Below are 14,505 nucleotides of genomic sequence, written 5' to 3'. Positions count from 1 at the left end.
TCTAATCTATTTTAGTGCTGATTTTCCCCTTTAGCACGGCAAAATATGATCTGGCCAGCAAATGTTTGATTGTCCAAGCGAATTCAGGTATAAGCTTCGATTGAATTCAGCCTGCTTCAGTATCCTCATTACCCAGAAACTCAGATAAGATGGCTAAGTATTCTTTGAGCTTCACTTTCTGAAGATACTGCTCGTCAATCTCACCACCAAGTGCTAATGGAGGTAAGAATGCATAGCATTCATCGCAATTAAGTTCACCAAAGCGCTCAAGTGCGATTTTGAATAGATGATGGAAGTGGGAATCATTCAAGTAATCTTCTTCTGCTAAAGACCTGTTGAGATAACCATTCAAGCTTATATTACTACCGCCATTTGTTACAACACTTATTTCACCATAGTCAGTAGAATCAAAGTAAAAAACATCTCCGAAGGCAGTTCTCATAAATGGGTAAGTCGTCTCTGCCTTGATATAGCCTTCCGTTCTAGCTAAGTAGTTAAACCAAGGTTGATAATCTTCCTTCGTTTCAATGGGATCGAGTACCCATAAAAAACCTTGATCTAAGCTTGACAATCCGTAAGTATCAAATAACTGCTTAAGTTCCGCATGGATAGTCTCTGGTAAATCTATTTTATGATGAGCGTAAGATTTTCGGCTATCTAAGTAAAGTGAGTTGAATTTCGATAAGTCGAGAGTCATATCCTGCTCCTTAAGTTTTGATAACAGTGAGGCTGATAGGAGTCAACTTCGTCATTGGATAATTCTTTGTGCTTATATTCTTACGGATATGCCCCTCTAAACCGGATAAGCGATCTTTCTGTAACCAAGAACCGCCAATGGAAAAATCTACACGAGCATCTCCGTAAGCATCTAATCCCTTGCCAGCCAATTGCGAAGGCAAACCACTTGCGACTTGATCAAGACTGTGAAGAACAGTTAGACAACCTAAGATACTTTTTGCCGCAGATTTGGTTTTTCCTGCATCCATATTACTTGAAGCATTACTAAGTGTATCCATACCGTCACTTATTTTCAAGAGTTGTCTGCTGAGCTTGGCCTTTTCATCAGCCTTTTTCGTATTTTTCAACTTGTCGACAGTTGAAAGGCGAACCATTTCCATCAGTGATTGAATCTTGTTGACTTTAAGAGCGACAATCGCAGAACCATTGGGGTCAGATAGAAAATCTTGCAATTCTTTGGCGGCTTGAGCTTTGGCTTGTGACATAGCAGGCTTTTCGTGATAGTCATCGCGCCCGTTCTGACTCTTAACGCTCAGTTTACGTTCCACTTTTTCCTGTGGCACTACAAAATTAAACTGTGCTCGCCGTTTGAAAAATTCTTCGGCTGACATTCCTCTGAGTACGGCTTGCGAAATGCCGAGTTGTCGCTTGTATTCTGCAAAATCCAACGATGGTTTGCACTCAAATGTAACCGTGTGTGGAGGTAAGACGCTGCCTTGACGCGCTGTGCCCGATTCGGCCAAATCAAATAGCTTTTGAGCGATGGGTGCAAGCTGAGCAGTGTACTGTGCCGAAAGCTTGGTGAGGAAAATCTTGGGGTCTGTTTTTGCTTTGGAGGGCTTCCCTGTCGCTGCTGACGCCGCTTTTTTCAATTCGGCAATCCCCTGAGTCACCACCGCTTGGCCTTGAGCGAGATGGGTATCAGCTTCATTTTTCTTGCTCGCATTGCGCTCAAGAGCTTCGGTGTGAGCATAGTGGAGTTGAACGCGGGCTTCCCGTGGCGTGCTGGCCAACATCAGCGTTGGGGTGTTACTCTTAAAGTCTACCCAAACGCTGTGCTGCTCTTTTTTGGTTTTGAAACTCTTTTTGCCAAAAATGCCAGAAATGAATGCTTTAGCCTTCTGTGCAGTATTAGCGACCCCAACTTTGAGCTTTCCAATCAGTCCTTTAGCCTTAAGCACCACTTTATCGACGACTCTATCCAAGCGAGCTTTGACTTTCGCGAAGGTGTTTTTGATCTTGCCGCCCAAATTGCCGATCCCCACCAATTTCGCCACGAAACCCAATGCCAGCGGTATAGCACCCGATAAGCTGCGTTCCACCAAGTTGGCCGCACCGCCGATATTGCCCGCCGCAATTGCCCCCACGCTGCTCAAGGCGTCCATAATCACGCCTGCAATCTGGCTGCCTTGCTGAATCACGAACTGCACGCTTTGAAATGCCCCGACAATTGCCGTTAAAAACCCGCCGCCCGGAATGAGCATCCCCACCACTTTCTTGATGCCTGCCAAGATCAGCGAATTTTGCACTTCGCTTTTAATCCCCGCTAAGACTTCGCTCCCCACTCCACCTTGTTGACCCTTCACATCAGGGTCTTTGTGAAGTCCCCCTTGCAAGGTTTTGATGAGCTGAACGCTACCCTCAGCCAATTTGACTTTCTGCTCGCCCACCGCTTTGACCAAACGCCCACGAAAGTTCTGATAGGTCAAGCCCATGATCGTCAAAGCGGTCATGAAAATGCCGGGCAAGTCCAATTTGGGCGGCAGTGACACCCCTGTTGCGCCGGTCAACCAAGTGCCAACGCCGTTTTGGAAGTGTTTGGGAGCATTGCTCCCAAACTGTCCGAAGCCTTTCTTGAGTGCCGCCAACAGATTGCTGGCAAATTTGGCTGGGTTTTTCAGTACCTGCACAATCATGTCACCGCTGCTCCGCAGGGCTGCCACCACTTTTTGTCCGACTGGCCCCAGTCCGGCGGCGATGGCCGTCAAAACGATGTCAGCAATGCGTTTGGCGCTGCCAGTGATGATGCCTTTGAGGGTACTGACGCGCCCCATCACGGCGGCTTTGGCTTTGTCAATGCTCAAACTCTTGATGGCGTCACCGATATCACCCATCAAGTCACCGAGCCGCAGTTTGCCCAACTCGCCTTTGAACCACGCCCACGCTTTGGGTATAGCTTTGCTTTCCTTAACCGCTTTAATGATGTCTTTGAGCGGCCCCGGCACCCAATTGGCCAAGGTATCTAGCAACGCGTTGGGGTCTTGCGCCATCGCCTTGCCCGTCACTAAGTCTTTACCAAAAGTCATACAGAGCTGCTTGTAACCGGGAATGATGGTGAGTCCCTTGGCGAGTAGGTCTTTGCCTTTGTCGGCAGCCCACTCTGCCCCTTTTTTGACGAGGTTGACCGGGTTCAGATCAGACAGGCCAAAGCGCTGGAGCGTACCGCTTTCCTGCCGCTGCATACTGGCAAACGGATGATGGAGCGCAGCTTGAACCGTACCCGCTTGCACCCGTTGTAAAGCAGCCGCCTTGGTGTAAACCCCCGGTGCATATGGATTGGTAGGCAAGGCTTTGTTTTGCGGCACGGCCTTCTTTGCGGACTGCGGCGCTTTACTTTGAATCGGTTGAGCGCCGAACGTATGCGCCATTTGTTTGCCCATTTGCTGCGCCTGCGCTTCCAAGCCCGCATCAGGATCAATGCCCTTGCCGACTTGCCCGCTGGCTTGCTGCTTCACGTGCGTGACTTCGTGGGCAATCAACTCTAGGCCGCTTTGGGTATTGGGGCTAAACTTGCCGCTTTGAAAGTAAATATCCGAACCCGTGGTAAACGCAACCGCTTGAACGCTTTTGGCCAACTTGTCCGCTTCGCTGTCGTCGTGAATCCTGACCTTGCTCAAATTATGATTGAGTCCGGCTTCCAAATGGCGTTGTACCGTTTCCGGCAGCGGGTTTCCGCTGCCGCGCCGAGCCTGAATGCGTTCCATCACCGGCTGTTCGGCTTGGTTATTCAGGTCGGTCAGTTGACGTTGTAGTGCGTGAATGTTCAGGGCTGTTTGATCTTGTTCGTCTTGCTCTTTGAGGCCTTGCAACGCCTCATCCATTGCCCGCTGCAAGCTGGGCCGCTCCGAAGCAGGGATTTGACTCATGACCACACGGGGAATACCACTGGTCTGGATTTGACGCTGCAAGGTGGCGATTTGCAAACCGTAGTCGGCGTAGCGCTGGACAGCAGGGCCACGGTCTGCTTTGAAGCCCTGTGCCAACTGACTGCCGACGGATCGCAGCACGCCAACGTGCTGGTCTCGGTGTTGAACACTCATCCAGCGAGGTTGACCGGGTTTGGCTGGATCGGCCACGCGCTGCACTTCAAGTTGGGCAGCTTGTACCCACTGCGCCGGAGTGCTGGGCCTTTGGGTTAAAGGCGCTGGGCCTGCTTGACGCTGCAAAGCCGCTTCAAAAGCACCGCTCGGTAATGTGGCTTGCCCGTCGCTAATTTGCCGCTGCAAGCTGACCTGCTGCTGTAATACGCCTTGCATGGCTTCACGTTGCAGACTCAGGGCGCTCAACACCGAAGCGGCTTGCTGTTGACGTTGCAAACTAGGCCGTGAAAGCTGATTGCCCAAACTTCTTTGAATCTGGCCGAGTTTGATTTGCTGATGGCTTTCGCGGAGCGGCAATTGAGCTTGAGTAGCGCTTTTACGCTGAACGGCTTGAATGCCTGCTGCTTTGGAACGGGCTGCTCGTTGCGGTAAAGCGCTGGATACCGATTGCACAAAGCGCTGCACTGTCGTTGAATCGAAAATCGTTTCCGCTTGGAACGGCACCAAATGGCGCGAGCGTTCTTCTTCAATCTGGCGCTGAAGTTGAAATTTGACTTGCTGCTGAGCGGTGCGCTTGGCTTGGCGCTGGATGGCGGCGGTTCGCTGCTCAGGTGTTTGCGCTTGTTGGCGCTGCAACGAGGGGGATTTAGCCGGTGCTTTGGACTCGGTAGGCTTGGCAACCGTAGGAGAAGGGCGGTGCGTTTGCTCGTATTCCGGCATGAGATAGTTTAGCTGACGGTAAGAATGAGGTTCCTCCCGTCGTCGGTCCAGTCCAGTTGAATTCCAAATCTTATCTTGAGGTCTCTGGTTCAAACGAAGGTGCTGTGTTAAAGTAAATCTCTCATGAAGACGCTTGTGGTTCCTGCGAGCTCTAAGAAATGAATCGTCCATTTCGCTTGATGCTGATAGACGACAACTACGCGGATTGTCTGCTGGCTGAAGAAGCGTTGAACTACCCTGGTCTGGAATGTGAATTCACCTTTAGTGACTCAGGCCCAGCTGTCCTCGCGAGCTTCAAGGCTGGCGCTCAACTCCCTGATCTGCTGTTGTTGGATGTCAACATGCCAGAGATGAACGGCTTTGAGATCCTGAAGGTGATTAAGACGACATCCGAACTGTGGCACTTACCGGTAGGGATGTTGAGCACGTCGAAAAGGCCGAAAGACATCACCGAGGCGTACGATCTACAGGCCAATTTTTATATAGTGAAGTCCCTCGAGTTTTCAGGGTTCCAGCGCCAGTTGTCTGCCTTGTTGAGCTTCTGGCGGAGCGCCATGTTGCCCAGCCCTAAAAGCCATAAGTCCGCAAAAGCCGTCCCCGCACCGGCCTGAGCCGAGCGGGGGCGCTTTTTTGTTGCTGAGATCTCCACCGCCCAAAGGCAATAACAGCGCCGTTTCTATGAATGTCGAGAGCATCGTTGAATCTACCGAAGACGAATAGCGGTGACCTGAGGGCAATCGGGCGGACCGAAGCTCTTTTGGAACGGATTCCCACAAAATGATCAGCAATGACGTGGCAACTCAGTATGGTGGGGCGAGTCTCATGCGCTTTCCTAGCGTGGATACGCTTGCTCCGGCTTGCAGGTGAGGAGCGCGGTCAGGTCAATTCAACGGGAGTACGCTGAAGTTCCTGACCCGTGAACTGCGCTGCGCGAAAGGGCGAGATGATTAACCTGTCCGGCGCGGCAGGGTGCCCACTGATCTCTGGGACGCATCACCGGAAATGACCGAGATGGTGCCGCCGGATTCCAAGATGGCGAACTGCACTTTCTCTACCTCAGTGACGCCTTGGTTTCTGAGTTGCTGTTCTAGAGACTGCATTGAAACGCGCACGCGGCGCATGACGCGGTGCTGGTACTGACCGTGTTCGATTAGCACCACCGGCGGGTTGTCCACCAGGTCATGCCAGGGGCGAAACCGAGCGCTGAAGAAAGAGATCAGCCATTGCAGTCCGGCTAAGCACAGCAGCGCCAGTGCGCCGCCGATCAGGTTCTTACCCATAATGGCGCTGGCCACCAGCGAACCGGCGGTGACGTTAATCAGAAAATCAAAGGAGGTGAACGACGCGAACGTGCGCGAACCGAAAGCGCGGGCGATGAAGATCACCAACGCGAACAGGAGGAGGACGGACAGGGCCACCCGCAGGAAGAACTCAGCAGACCACCCATCTTGCGGAGTGAGGAGCGTGTGCAGCACCGTCATAAGGGTGTTCATGCGCCACTGTACCTGATGATCTGAAACTGAACGCGCAGGACTGGTTCAAGGACACCGGCTCAGGGTGCATTACAGATCACACCGTCAAGACCAACGCCCCCGCCCTAGCTGATGCCAGTGGCGGGGGCCTTTTTTGATTCTTCACTCGCTCAGGTAATCTTCTGGCTCGATGCCTTCCAGCACCAAGCTGATCTGCTCGCCAATCTCCGCCCGCAGTCCCTCCGCTTCCTGCTTGTCCGGCTTCCAGTTCTCGAAGCGAATCTCCGCTTGGCGCGACACGGCCACCCTCATCTCAAAGTCCGGATGCTTGTCTCCTGCCCAGATCTCTAAACCTTCTTGCAGGAACGCTGCCAGCCTCTCACCGTCCCATTCGCGGGTGCGGGACTCGGTTTTGCTGGTCTTGATCTTGACCGGTGCAGGCGGAACAAAACGAACAAGGACATTTCTGGACATGGCGTAATGGTAGCAGGCGTACACGCCTGCCCGACTCCAGCCCAAACCCTCAACCAGCTTACGTATAAAAAGGGAACAGGATAAAAATCCTATTCCCAATTGAACTGTGATTCGGCGAAGTGAGCTCAGGGGGTGTCGAGTGCTGTAGCAACGCTCTCAAGGTACGCTGGGAGGGCATCGTAGGGATTGGGCAGGGTATCGTCCGTGAAGTAGACAGCACCTACACGGGTATAAAGGCTTGCCAGACTGCCGTTTGTTGTGGGATTGGTCGCTCCGTTGTAAAAGATAGCGGCTGACATTCCTCCGTCCCGGTTGCATGTGGACGTGAAGTAGTTCGGGTCAAGTGTGCTTGCGCTACCTTCCTTCGTCACGACGAAATCGGCTGCCTTGCCATCGAAGTACGTTGCTGGAGCGCAGGTTCCAGGATTCAGAACGGTCAAATCCAGCTTCTTGGTGGTACGGACGTACCTATACAAATCCCGGAAGTACGCGAGATTGTTCTTGACCGGTGTCAGCGCCGTATTGTCGCCAGCTTGATCAAAGAAGATGCCCTGAATTTCAGGAAAGTACTGGAGCCACTGATTGACTTTGGCTTTGGCATCTGCCGCAGAAATACTGCCGTAGCCCGTATCCACATAGCCGACCAAGAAGACACCTTCTTGAATCATGGACGGAATGACTGCTCTCAAGGCGGCCCGTGAGGTTGCCAGATTTAAATCTGTGTTGAGGATCGCAGTCACGAAAAGGTCGGGATGGGCGGCCTGAAGAGCAGCAACCCTGTTAAAAGGTGCAGCGGACGGATACATGTACATGGGGATCAAAAGAGATGGCTTGGATGGGCCACTCAGATCCTGCTTGGTCAGTGTCGCTGCACTGGGCTGAGAAGTCGACTGGCTGCAGGAGGAGAGGAATAGCGTGGCGGATAGCGCGGTAATAATCCATTTCATGAATGCTCCTTGTGGGAAGAGTTGAATCGAGGGATAATCCTCCCCAAAAAATGTGAACTAAGTAACATTAAGGCTGAAGCATGTGAAAGTCAACGGGAGATGAAATGGGCGGACTTCAGATCACTTTCCGTGCGTCGATCCTAAGCATCAGGTCAGCCTCCTCTTCGCACTGGCCACTCGGGTGCAAGATGCTGAGGTTCATTCCTCTCTCCAGGCCCGCAGCAGCAAGCCTTTGGCTTCGTCGACTTTCACATCGAGGGTGCCGCCCATAACCTCGTGCAGCAGGGACGACGTGCGGCTCCAGCGCCCGGCCACCCGTCTTCGCATTTGGGATGACTTGGCGAGCGCAGGGGGGCTGCCACTCGCTAAGGGTCACGACGTCCTCGATATCAAGCATTGTGCGAGCTGGGCTTTAGTTGGACAGTCTTTCAGACGATGAGGAGGCCAAGGTAGACAGCAGCCCACGTTTCAAACGCGCACTGTCAAAGGGATGCCGCTTGGCGCGTTTATCGCTTTGACAGTGCTGACAAGATGATGCCGACCATGTTACTACCGCCCGTAACATGGTCGACCTCGAGGTTTTACCGGCGGCGGTAAGATTCTGATTACTCGCGTTTCAAACGGAAGTATTCGTCCGCAATCTCGTCCCACTTTCCCGGCGAAGGTAACAGCATCTACCGGTCACGGATTGGTCAAGAACTTCATTTTTTGCTTCAGACTCGCCCTACCTCCAGTCACCGTCGAGAGATCCAAAGGAACCGGCGAACCACCTGGGGTGCTAACCGTCATGGTATGCGGGCAAGCACTGACGTTCCACAAAGCTTTGATCGCCCCTGCGGATGACTGACCAACCACGAGGCTCGCCACGTCGCGGGTATGAAGCGAACGGCAATCTGGTGGTGCCACGGCGTCCGGGTCAGTCTGGGAAGCAGTAAGGAGCAGTACTTGCCTCGCAGCGCTATGTCTAAGAGCTGTTTACAGCTTTGCCGCACGGCGGCGAGTTTTGGGGAAGTGCCATTCTGCACCCTGACGCTGGCCTGTTCGACGATGTACCCCCACTGCTGGATTACACGCGACCATAACCCATGCTCACGCTTTACACGCTCTTAACACCCCTGCCCCACGCTGAAGTCATGAAACCCTTTGCACTGCTTCTGACCCTCAACCTCCTGCCCCTAGCCCATGCTCAGATGACCATGCCTGGTATGAACCACGGAGCCACCATGAATGGCCGCCTGGAAACCTTGAAGGGCAAAGCCTTTGACCGTACCTTCCTCTCGATGATGATCGTTCACCATCAGGGCGCAGTGGACATGAGCAAAACCGTCCTGAATACCCTCAAGGACGCCCAAGTCAAACGCTGGACGGTGGAGATCATTAGTGCTCAACAGAAAGAGATTGGCGAAATGAACACTTGGCTGGGAACTCTCGGCGGCGTGGACAAGAGCGTCCAGACTGAGATGACAGGCGAAATGAAAAACATGGTCACTGCACTCAAGACCAACAAAGACAGCGACCGTGGATTGGTGGAGGGCATGCTGCCGCACCACGCCAGCGCCATCGATATGGCAAGTCTGGCTTTGCAAAAGAGCAGTGACAGCCGCGTGCTGGGTCTGGCCCACGACATCATTCGCAGCCAGGCCGACGAGATGTACGCTTACCGGCAGTGGCTGATCAAGCGCGGATTCTAGAATTCAAAGTGTGTAGGGGAGGGGTATGGCCCGTGTTCTGATCGTGGACGATGACCCAGCCATCCTCGAAATCTTGCACGCTTATCTGAGTGGCGAGGGCTATGAGGTGTTGCAGGCGGCGGACGGTCAGTATGCCCGCGAGTTGTTGCCACGCGCAGACCTGGCCGTGCTGGACTGGATGCTGCCAGGGGTCAGCGGGCTGGAACTGGCCCGCGAGGCACGTAGCGCGGGTCTGGATTTACCCCTGTTAATGCTGACCGCACGCGGGGAAGAAGAGGACAAACTTCGCAGCCTGGATCTGGGCGTCGATGATTATGTGGTCAAACCGTTCAGTCCACGCGAGGTGGTGGCCCGCGTTCGCGCCCTGCTCAGACGTGCGGGTGTGCGTCATGAAATTCGCAGCGGCGAACTGGAGCTGGACCTGCGAACCCGCCGTGCCACGCTGGGCGGTCGAAGCTTGGAACTGTCCAAACTGGAATATGACCTGCTCAGCACCTTCGCGCAGCATCCGGGGCTGGTCTGGACCCGTGAGCGCCTGCTGGAACGGGTCTGGGGCGATGACTTTCCCAGCACGGCGCGGGTGGTGGACGTACATGTCACCGGCCTGCGCCGCAAACTGGGCGACGACGCCGACGCTCCCCGCTTCATTGAAACGGTGCGTGGGGTGGGCTACCGCTTCATGGACGCCCAAGAGGGAGGTGAGGACGGCTGAAACTCTATGCCCGCCTGTTTCTGTCTCACTTGTTGGTGATCTGCATCGCGCTGGGCGCGGTGCTGCTGATCAGCGAAACGCTGGCCTCAGCGTTTATCCGCCACCACGTCGAGCAAATGGTCACGCTGATCGGCCCGGACAGCGCGTCTCTGCGCCCAGATCTGGAGCGCGGCGTGCGGCGCACCCTGAATTCGGCGCTACTGGTCTCGCTGCCGCTGGCGCTGGTGGTAGCAGCCCTCACTGCGCTGCTCTCGGCGCGGCGGGTGGTGAAATCGGTAGAACTCCTGCGCGATGGCAGCCACGCCATTGCGACAGGCAATTACGAACGAAGGCTTCCAGAAGAAGGCCGGGACGAGTTGACCGATGTGGCGCGGCACTTTAACCGCATGGCCGCTGCGCTCCAGCAGGTAGAACAGGGCCGGGTGGAACTGATCTCCAACGTGGCCCACGAACTCAGGACGCCCCTCTCAGCCTTGCGCGGCTATGCCGAGGCCATGAACGACGGCGTGATGACCCCGGAAGCAGTATCGGGGGCCATCCTGCGTGAAACGGCGGCAATGGAACGGCTGGCCCAGGATTTGAGCGTGGTGTCGCGGGTGGAAGCCGGCGCAGTGGAACTGCATCCCAGCGACTTTGCCCCAAGCGCCCTTCTGATAGACGCTTACGAGCGATTTTTGGGGGTGTATGAGGAGCGCGGCGTGTCGCTGGTGCGCCTTGAAGGTAAAACATTACCGCTCGTTACGGCGGACTTTGAGCGGGCTTCACAGATTCTTGCCAATTTGTTGGGCAACGCCCTGCGGCACACGCCAAGCGGGGGCCAGGTTGCGCTAGGGGCCGAACACCGTGGCGGCGATGTGCTGTTCACGGTGGCAGATACGGGAAGCGGCATTTTGCCTGAACACCAGAGCCGCATCTTTGAGCGCTTCTACCGGGTTGACCCAGCCCGCACGCGTGGCGACGGCAGCGGCGTGGGACTCACCATCGCCCGTGGTCTGGCGACCCGCATGGGCGGAAGCCTGACGGTGAGATCGAGTCAGGCGGGCAGCATTTTTACCCTGGCACTGCTGGCGGCCCATTCTCACTGAGAAACCGCCAGCCCCTGGGTTTACTTCTTGCTTTCCAAGTCCTTGACAAGCGCCTTCATCTCGGCGATTTCACGTACTTGGGCTTTGATGATGCCGTCGGCGAGTTTGCGCACACGGGGATCGGTAATGTTGGCCCGCTCGCTGGTCAGGATGGCAATGGAGTGATGCGGAATCATGGCTTTCATCCAAGCCACATCCCCCACCGTGGCCTGTGAGCGCACCAGCCAGAGCGACCCAGCAAACACGGCGATGCTACCGAGCAGAATGCCGAGGTTGGTTCGGCTGCTCCTATACATATTCAGCATGTACCCGAGCATGATCACGGCCATCACCGCGCCCATGTAAAGCGCCATCCACATGCGCGTCTGACTGAAATAGATGTGATCCAGTTCATAGGTGTTCAAATACATCAGGCCGTACATGATGACGGTGGAGGTGGCGATCATGGCCGCAAAGCGTCCATAGCTGCCGCCCATCTTCTCCACCGGTTTGTGACTTGAGTCTTGAGATGCAGGTGGGCGGTTCATAGGTTCGTTCATGGCCTACTCCTTGACAGAAAAAACCGCCTGCCAGAAAACTTGCGCCAGCAGACGGCAGCGAACTTCATAAAGATGAAATGACAAAGCTCAGGTGCTCAGGCCGTCCAGCATTTTCTGGCAGGCCTGCTCACAGCGGCGGCAGGACTCGGCACAGATCGCGCAGTGCTTCATGTCCATCTTCTCGGCATGGCCCTGACACTCGTCGCCGCACGCTTTGCAAGCGGCCAGACACGCCTGAAGCTGAGCGCGGATGACAGCCATCTCGGGTTGAGTCTGGCGCACCAAGACGCGCCCGGTGGTGGTGCAGATGTCGGCGCAATCGGAATTCAGGCGAATGCAGTGCATCAGGTGTCCGGCATGTTCGGTCTCACCCAAACAGGCGTCAGCGCAGGACGTACAAATCTGAGCGCACTCAAAGCAGGCGTCGATGCACTCGGTCAGAGCGTCCAGATCAAAGGGTGATTTGCTGATCTGCGGATGGGTCTGCAACATGCGGGAAAGGGCGAAACTGGCGTTCTGGGTCATGAGATTACCTCCAGGAAATGGGCGGAAAGTGGATGCACTTTGAATGCTCGCTTCCCATTGTGCGTGGCAGCGTGTTAAGCCCTTGTAAAGCGGCGCGTTCCCTCAATGCTGGCTTAAGACGGCGCAGACTGAGTAGACGCGGGGATGGCCCGTACAAACTTCACGTGGTTCAGTGACAGCGCATTTAGGGCGACGATCACGGTACTGCAGGGCCGCCCACTCCGGACGCAGCAAGATGCCTCGGCAGCAGAGGGGATGGCGAGTAAGTTTTATCCGGCGGCCCGGAACAAGTTCTGCTTGATCTTGTGCGGCGGCCTTTGTTCGAGCCACTCTTGAGGGCGGCGATTTCTCAACCTTCCAGCAGGTGAGGAACAGGCAGTCTACCGTTCATTCCGGCAAGCCCACGAGAATTCAGTACCACACTGCACGGCAAAGGGGACTCCCTGTTGGTGTACAACACCGAAGTCCCCTTTGCTGAAAGCGCTTAGGTCTTGCAGGTAGAGATTAGGCGCGGAACAGACCACCATGCGAGCGCAGCACGTCGCTGATCTGAGTCACCTGCGCGTCGTCAGCGTCAACAGCGACCAGAATATCGCCGCGTCCGACAGCTTCGCCGTAATAATGGGCATCATCTGCCGAGTAGCCAGCATCAGCCAGCGCCCCAGACAGCCCACCCAGCGCGGTGCCAGCAGCGGCCCCTACAGCAGCACTCGCGCCTGCGGTTCCCAGAGCCGACACCAGAGCGCCCGCACCAATCAGCGGTCCGACACCAGGAATGGCCAGTGCCGCCAGACCAACCAAGACTCCTACGCCCGCACCCGCGACCGCTCCCTTTGTCGTACCTTCCGTCACGTCACCAGGCGGCTTGCCTTCGAGGTGTCCTCCATGAGAGCGCAAAATGGATAGGTGAGCATCGGTGAATCCGTGCGTGCGCAGATCGTCGACTGCGCTCTGAGCTTGCTGTTCGGTCGAAAAAGCAGCGGTAATCCTTGTCATGGCGAAACCTCCTGAGGGTTAAATTGTATCTTCCGCTCATATCTCAACATGTCTTGCAGCGGAGACGGTGAGAAGAGTCTCAAAAGAAATTCAGAAAATGGAGGGAGAGCTAACATCGAATTCGCCAAAGCCTCAATTCGATAGATCCGCTTCGACCTGATACACCTCGTCTTCCTCCCCGGCAACCCACAACCCGTCTGGACTGAGGGCCCAAACCAGAAGGCACTCGGCGTGCCTGCCGCAAGCCATGCGGGCCTGGCTGGCCATCTCGAACCAGCCAAGGTCTTCAATGATCTCGCCGGTGATCGTGTCAATGAGCTGAACGCGGGGCATGGGCTGAGGATAAAGCAAGCGAAAACCACCCGGTGAGGGGCGGCGGCGTAGGCGTACAAGCGAGGATCAGGCCGTAGACTCGGCAAGCCGGCCCACCTCATCCAGCAGCACGTTCAGCGCCGCGTCGATCTGACGGCTCAGCACCTCGCCTTCGGCGTACCACTCCGGCGATCCAAACTTGCTGCTGAGAACCGGCACGGCGTCTCGCTGTTTTACCGCCAGTTCTTTGAATGCGTCGCCTCCCGCTTCGAAGTGAATCTTCCAGTCTCTGGGCTGGGCCTCGACGCGGGCCAGATAACCCGCCGCCTCAACTGGGGCCAGCTGGGGCGCGAGACTGGTCAGCAGGCCGTGGATCTGTGCACGACCCGCTGAGGACTGCGAGAGGGTGCGGAGACGGGCGAACGGGGAGACCACGCCGCCGCCCAGTCTCCGACCATCAGGCCCATCTGCCCGTAGGCGTACTCGCGTACCAGATCGCGCTCAGCGGTGCTCAGGGCAGCAAGGCTGGTCACGGCGCGGCCCAGCACTTCGCTTGCGGTCTGGTCGTGGGCGCGATAGCCCAGGCGGCCCAATTCGCGGTGCAGTTGGCAGGCGACGGCGTTCCCAATCGGGACTGCAACTTCCACCGGCTCGGGCGCAGCCACAAACAGGATGCGGCCCCAGCTCTGAGCGGCAGCCAGCAGCACCGCGAAAGCAGCCTTGCTGATGGTGGTCAGCAGTTCGCTCGGGTAGTGCGCCACCGTGATCGTGTAGACCTCGACCAGATCCGCGCCCGTCACCACGTAGGTGTTGTTGACGTAATTGAAAGAGTTCTGGAATTCGTAAGTGCCGTTGGTCGGGGTGAAGGTGTTAGCTCAGTACCCGACAGTTTTCGAGAGGACTTGAAACTCATCGTCCAGTACGTCAAAACAGAATGCGTCTCCCTCTCTTCTGACGTCATTACAGGTCTGCTT

16 protein-coding genes are annotated in these 14,505 nt (G+C 55.7%); 4 read left to right on the top strand and 12 right to left on the bottom strand.

Going from position 1 to position 14,505, the window contains the following annotated elements; all coding sequences use genetic code 11:
* Nucleotides 1-106: 106 nt before the first annotated feature.
* Nucleotides 107-697, bottom strand: coding sequence for a T6SS immunity protein Tdi1 domain-containing protein (locus EHF33_RS13940; protein ID WP_124873279.1), 591 nt, complete (start codon nucleotides 695-697; stop codon nucleotides 107-109).
* Nucleotides 698-707: 10 nt separating this feature from the next.
* Complete coding sequence (locus EHF33_RS13935; RefSeq protein ID WP_164473517.1) at nucleotides 708-4,778, bottom strand: eCIS core domain-containing protein; 4,071 nt, start codon at nucleotides 4,776-4,778, stop codon at nucleotides 708-710.
* A 158-nt stretch (nucleotides 4,779-4,936) separates the two neighbouring features.
* Here EHF33_RS13935 and EHF33_RS13930 point away from each other — a divergent pair, with 158 nt between their 5' ends.
* On the top strand, nucleotides 4,937-5,389 hold the full coding sequence (locus tag EHF33_RS13930; RefSeq protein ID WP_124873275.1) for a response regulator: 453 nt from the start codon (nucleotides 4,937-4,939) through the stop codon (nucleotides 5,387-5,389).
* 336 nt (nucleotides 5,390-5,725) lie between these two features.
* Here the strand turns inward: EHF33_RS13930 and EHF33_RS13925 are convergent, their stop codons facing one another.
* The 4 genes from EHF33_RS13925 to EHF33_RS21750 form a co-directional block, all read right to left on the bottom strand.
* A complete protein-coding gene (locus EHF33_RS13925) occupies nucleotides 5,726-6,271 on the bottom strand; it encodes a DUF421 domain-containing protein (protein ID WP_124873273.1) in 546 nt (181 codons plus the stop codon).
* A gap of 141 nt (nucleotides 6,272-6,412) precedes the next feature.
* Complete coding sequence (locus EHF33_RS13920) at nucleotides 6,413-6,724, bottom strand: hypothetical protein (RefSeq protein ID WP_124873271.1); 312 nt, start codon at nucleotides 6,722-6,724, stop codon at nucleotides 6,413-6,415.
* Nucleotides 6,725-6,849: 125 nt separating this feature from the next.
* Entirely contained in the window at nucleotides 6,850-7,671 is an 822-nt protein-coding gene (locus EHF33_RS13915) for a spherulation-specific family 4 protein (protein ID WP_124873270.1), read from the bottom strand.
* A 198-nt stretch (nucleotides 7,672-7,869) separates the two neighbouring features.
* Nucleotides 7,870-7,998, bottom strand: a complete 129-nt coding sequence (locus EHF33_RS21750) for a hypothetical protein (RefSeq protein WP_277425540.1) — start codon at nucleotides 7,996-7,998, stop codon at nucleotides 7,870-7,872.
* 806 nt (nucleotides 7,999-8,804) lie between these two features.
* Between EHF33_RS21750 and EHF33_RS13910 the strand changes: the two genes are divergently transcribed.
* From EHF33_RS13910 to EHF33_RS13900, 3 genes are read left to right on the top strand one after another with little or no spacing between them, the layout of a single operon-like run.
* Nucleotides 8,805-9,362, top strand: coding sequence for a DUF305 domain-containing protein (locus EHF33_RS13910; RefSeq protein WP_241191354.1), 558 nt, complete (start codon nucleotides 8,805-8,807; stop codon nucleotides 9,360-9,362).
* A 25-nt stretch (nucleotides 9,363-9,387) separates the two neighbouring features.
* Nucleotides 9,388-10,074 (top strand): winged helix-turn-helix domain-containing protein, encoded by a 687-nt coding sequence (locus EHF33_RS13905; RefSeq protein ID WP_124873268.1) that lies wholly within the window; start codon nucleotides 9,388-9,390, stop codon nucleotides 10,072-10,074.
* A 35-nt stretch (nucleotides 10,075-10,109) separates the two neighbouring features.
* Nucleotides 10,110-11,159: a sensor histidine kinase gene (locus tag EHF33_RS13900; RefSeq protein ID WP_338135042.1), complete on the top strand. Its 1,050-nt coding sequence runs from the start codon at nucleotides 10,110-10,112 to the stop codon at nucleotides 11,157-11,159.
* Nucleotides 11,160-11,179: 20 nt separating this feature from the next.
* On the opposite strand, the gene EHF33_RS13895 is transcribed toward EHF33_RS13900, so the two are convergent.
* The 6 genes from EHF33_RS13895 to EHF33_RS13870 form a co-directional block, all read right to left on the bottom strand.
* On the bottom strand, nucleotides 11,180-11,698 hold the full coding sequence (locus EHF33_RS13895) for a DUF305 domain-containing protein (protein ID WP_206431642.1): 519 nt from the start codon (nucleotides 11,696-11,698) through the stop codon (nucleotides 11,180-11,182).
* An 87-nt stretch (nucleotides 11,699-11,785) separates the two neighbouring features.
* Entirely contained in the window at nucleotides 11,786-12,223 is a 438-nt protein-coding gene (locus EHF33_RS13890; RefSeq protein ID WP_124873264.1) for a four-helix bundle copper-binding protein, read from the bottom strand.
* Between the two features lie 504 nt (nucleotides 12,224-12,727).
* Nucleotides 12,728-13,219: a hypothetical protein gene (locus tag EHF33_RS13885; protein WP_124873262.1), complete on the bottom strand. Its 492-nt coding sequence runs from the start codon at nucleotides 13,217-13,219 to the stop codon at nucleotides 12,728-12,730.
* A 132-nt stretch (nucleotides 13,220-13,351) separates the two neighbouring features.
* Nucleotides 13,352-13,552, bottom strand: a complete 201-nt coding sequence (locus tag EHF33_RS13880; RefSeq protein ID WP_124873260.1) for a hypothetical protein — start codon at nucleotides 13,550-13,552, stop codon at nucleotides 13,352-13,354.
* A 66-nt stretch (nucleotides 13,553-13,618) separates the two neighbouring features.
* Nucleotides 13,619-13,966 (bottom strand): hypothetical protein, encoded by a 348-nt coding sequence (locus tag EHF33_RS13875; RefSeq protein ID WP_124873258.1) that lies wholly within the window; start codon nucleotides 13,964-13,966, stop codon nucleotides 13,619-13,621.
* Entirely contained in the window at nucleotides 13,891-14,331 is a 441-nt protein-coding gene (locus EHF33_RS13870; RefSeq protein WP_124873256.1) for a hypothetical protein, read from the bottom strand. Before EHF33_RS13870 ends, EHF33_RS13875 begins: the two co-directional genes overlap by 76 nt.
* Nucleotides 14,332-14,505: the final 174 nt, after the last annotated feature.

The sequence above is a fragment of the Deinococcus psychrotolerans genome (assembly GCF_003860465.1).
Classification (GTDB): Bacteria; Deinococcota; Deinococci; order Deinococcales; family Deinococcaceae; genus Deinococcus; species Deinococcus psychrotolerans.
This window is presented reverse-complemented; position numbering and strand designations above follow the sequence as displayed.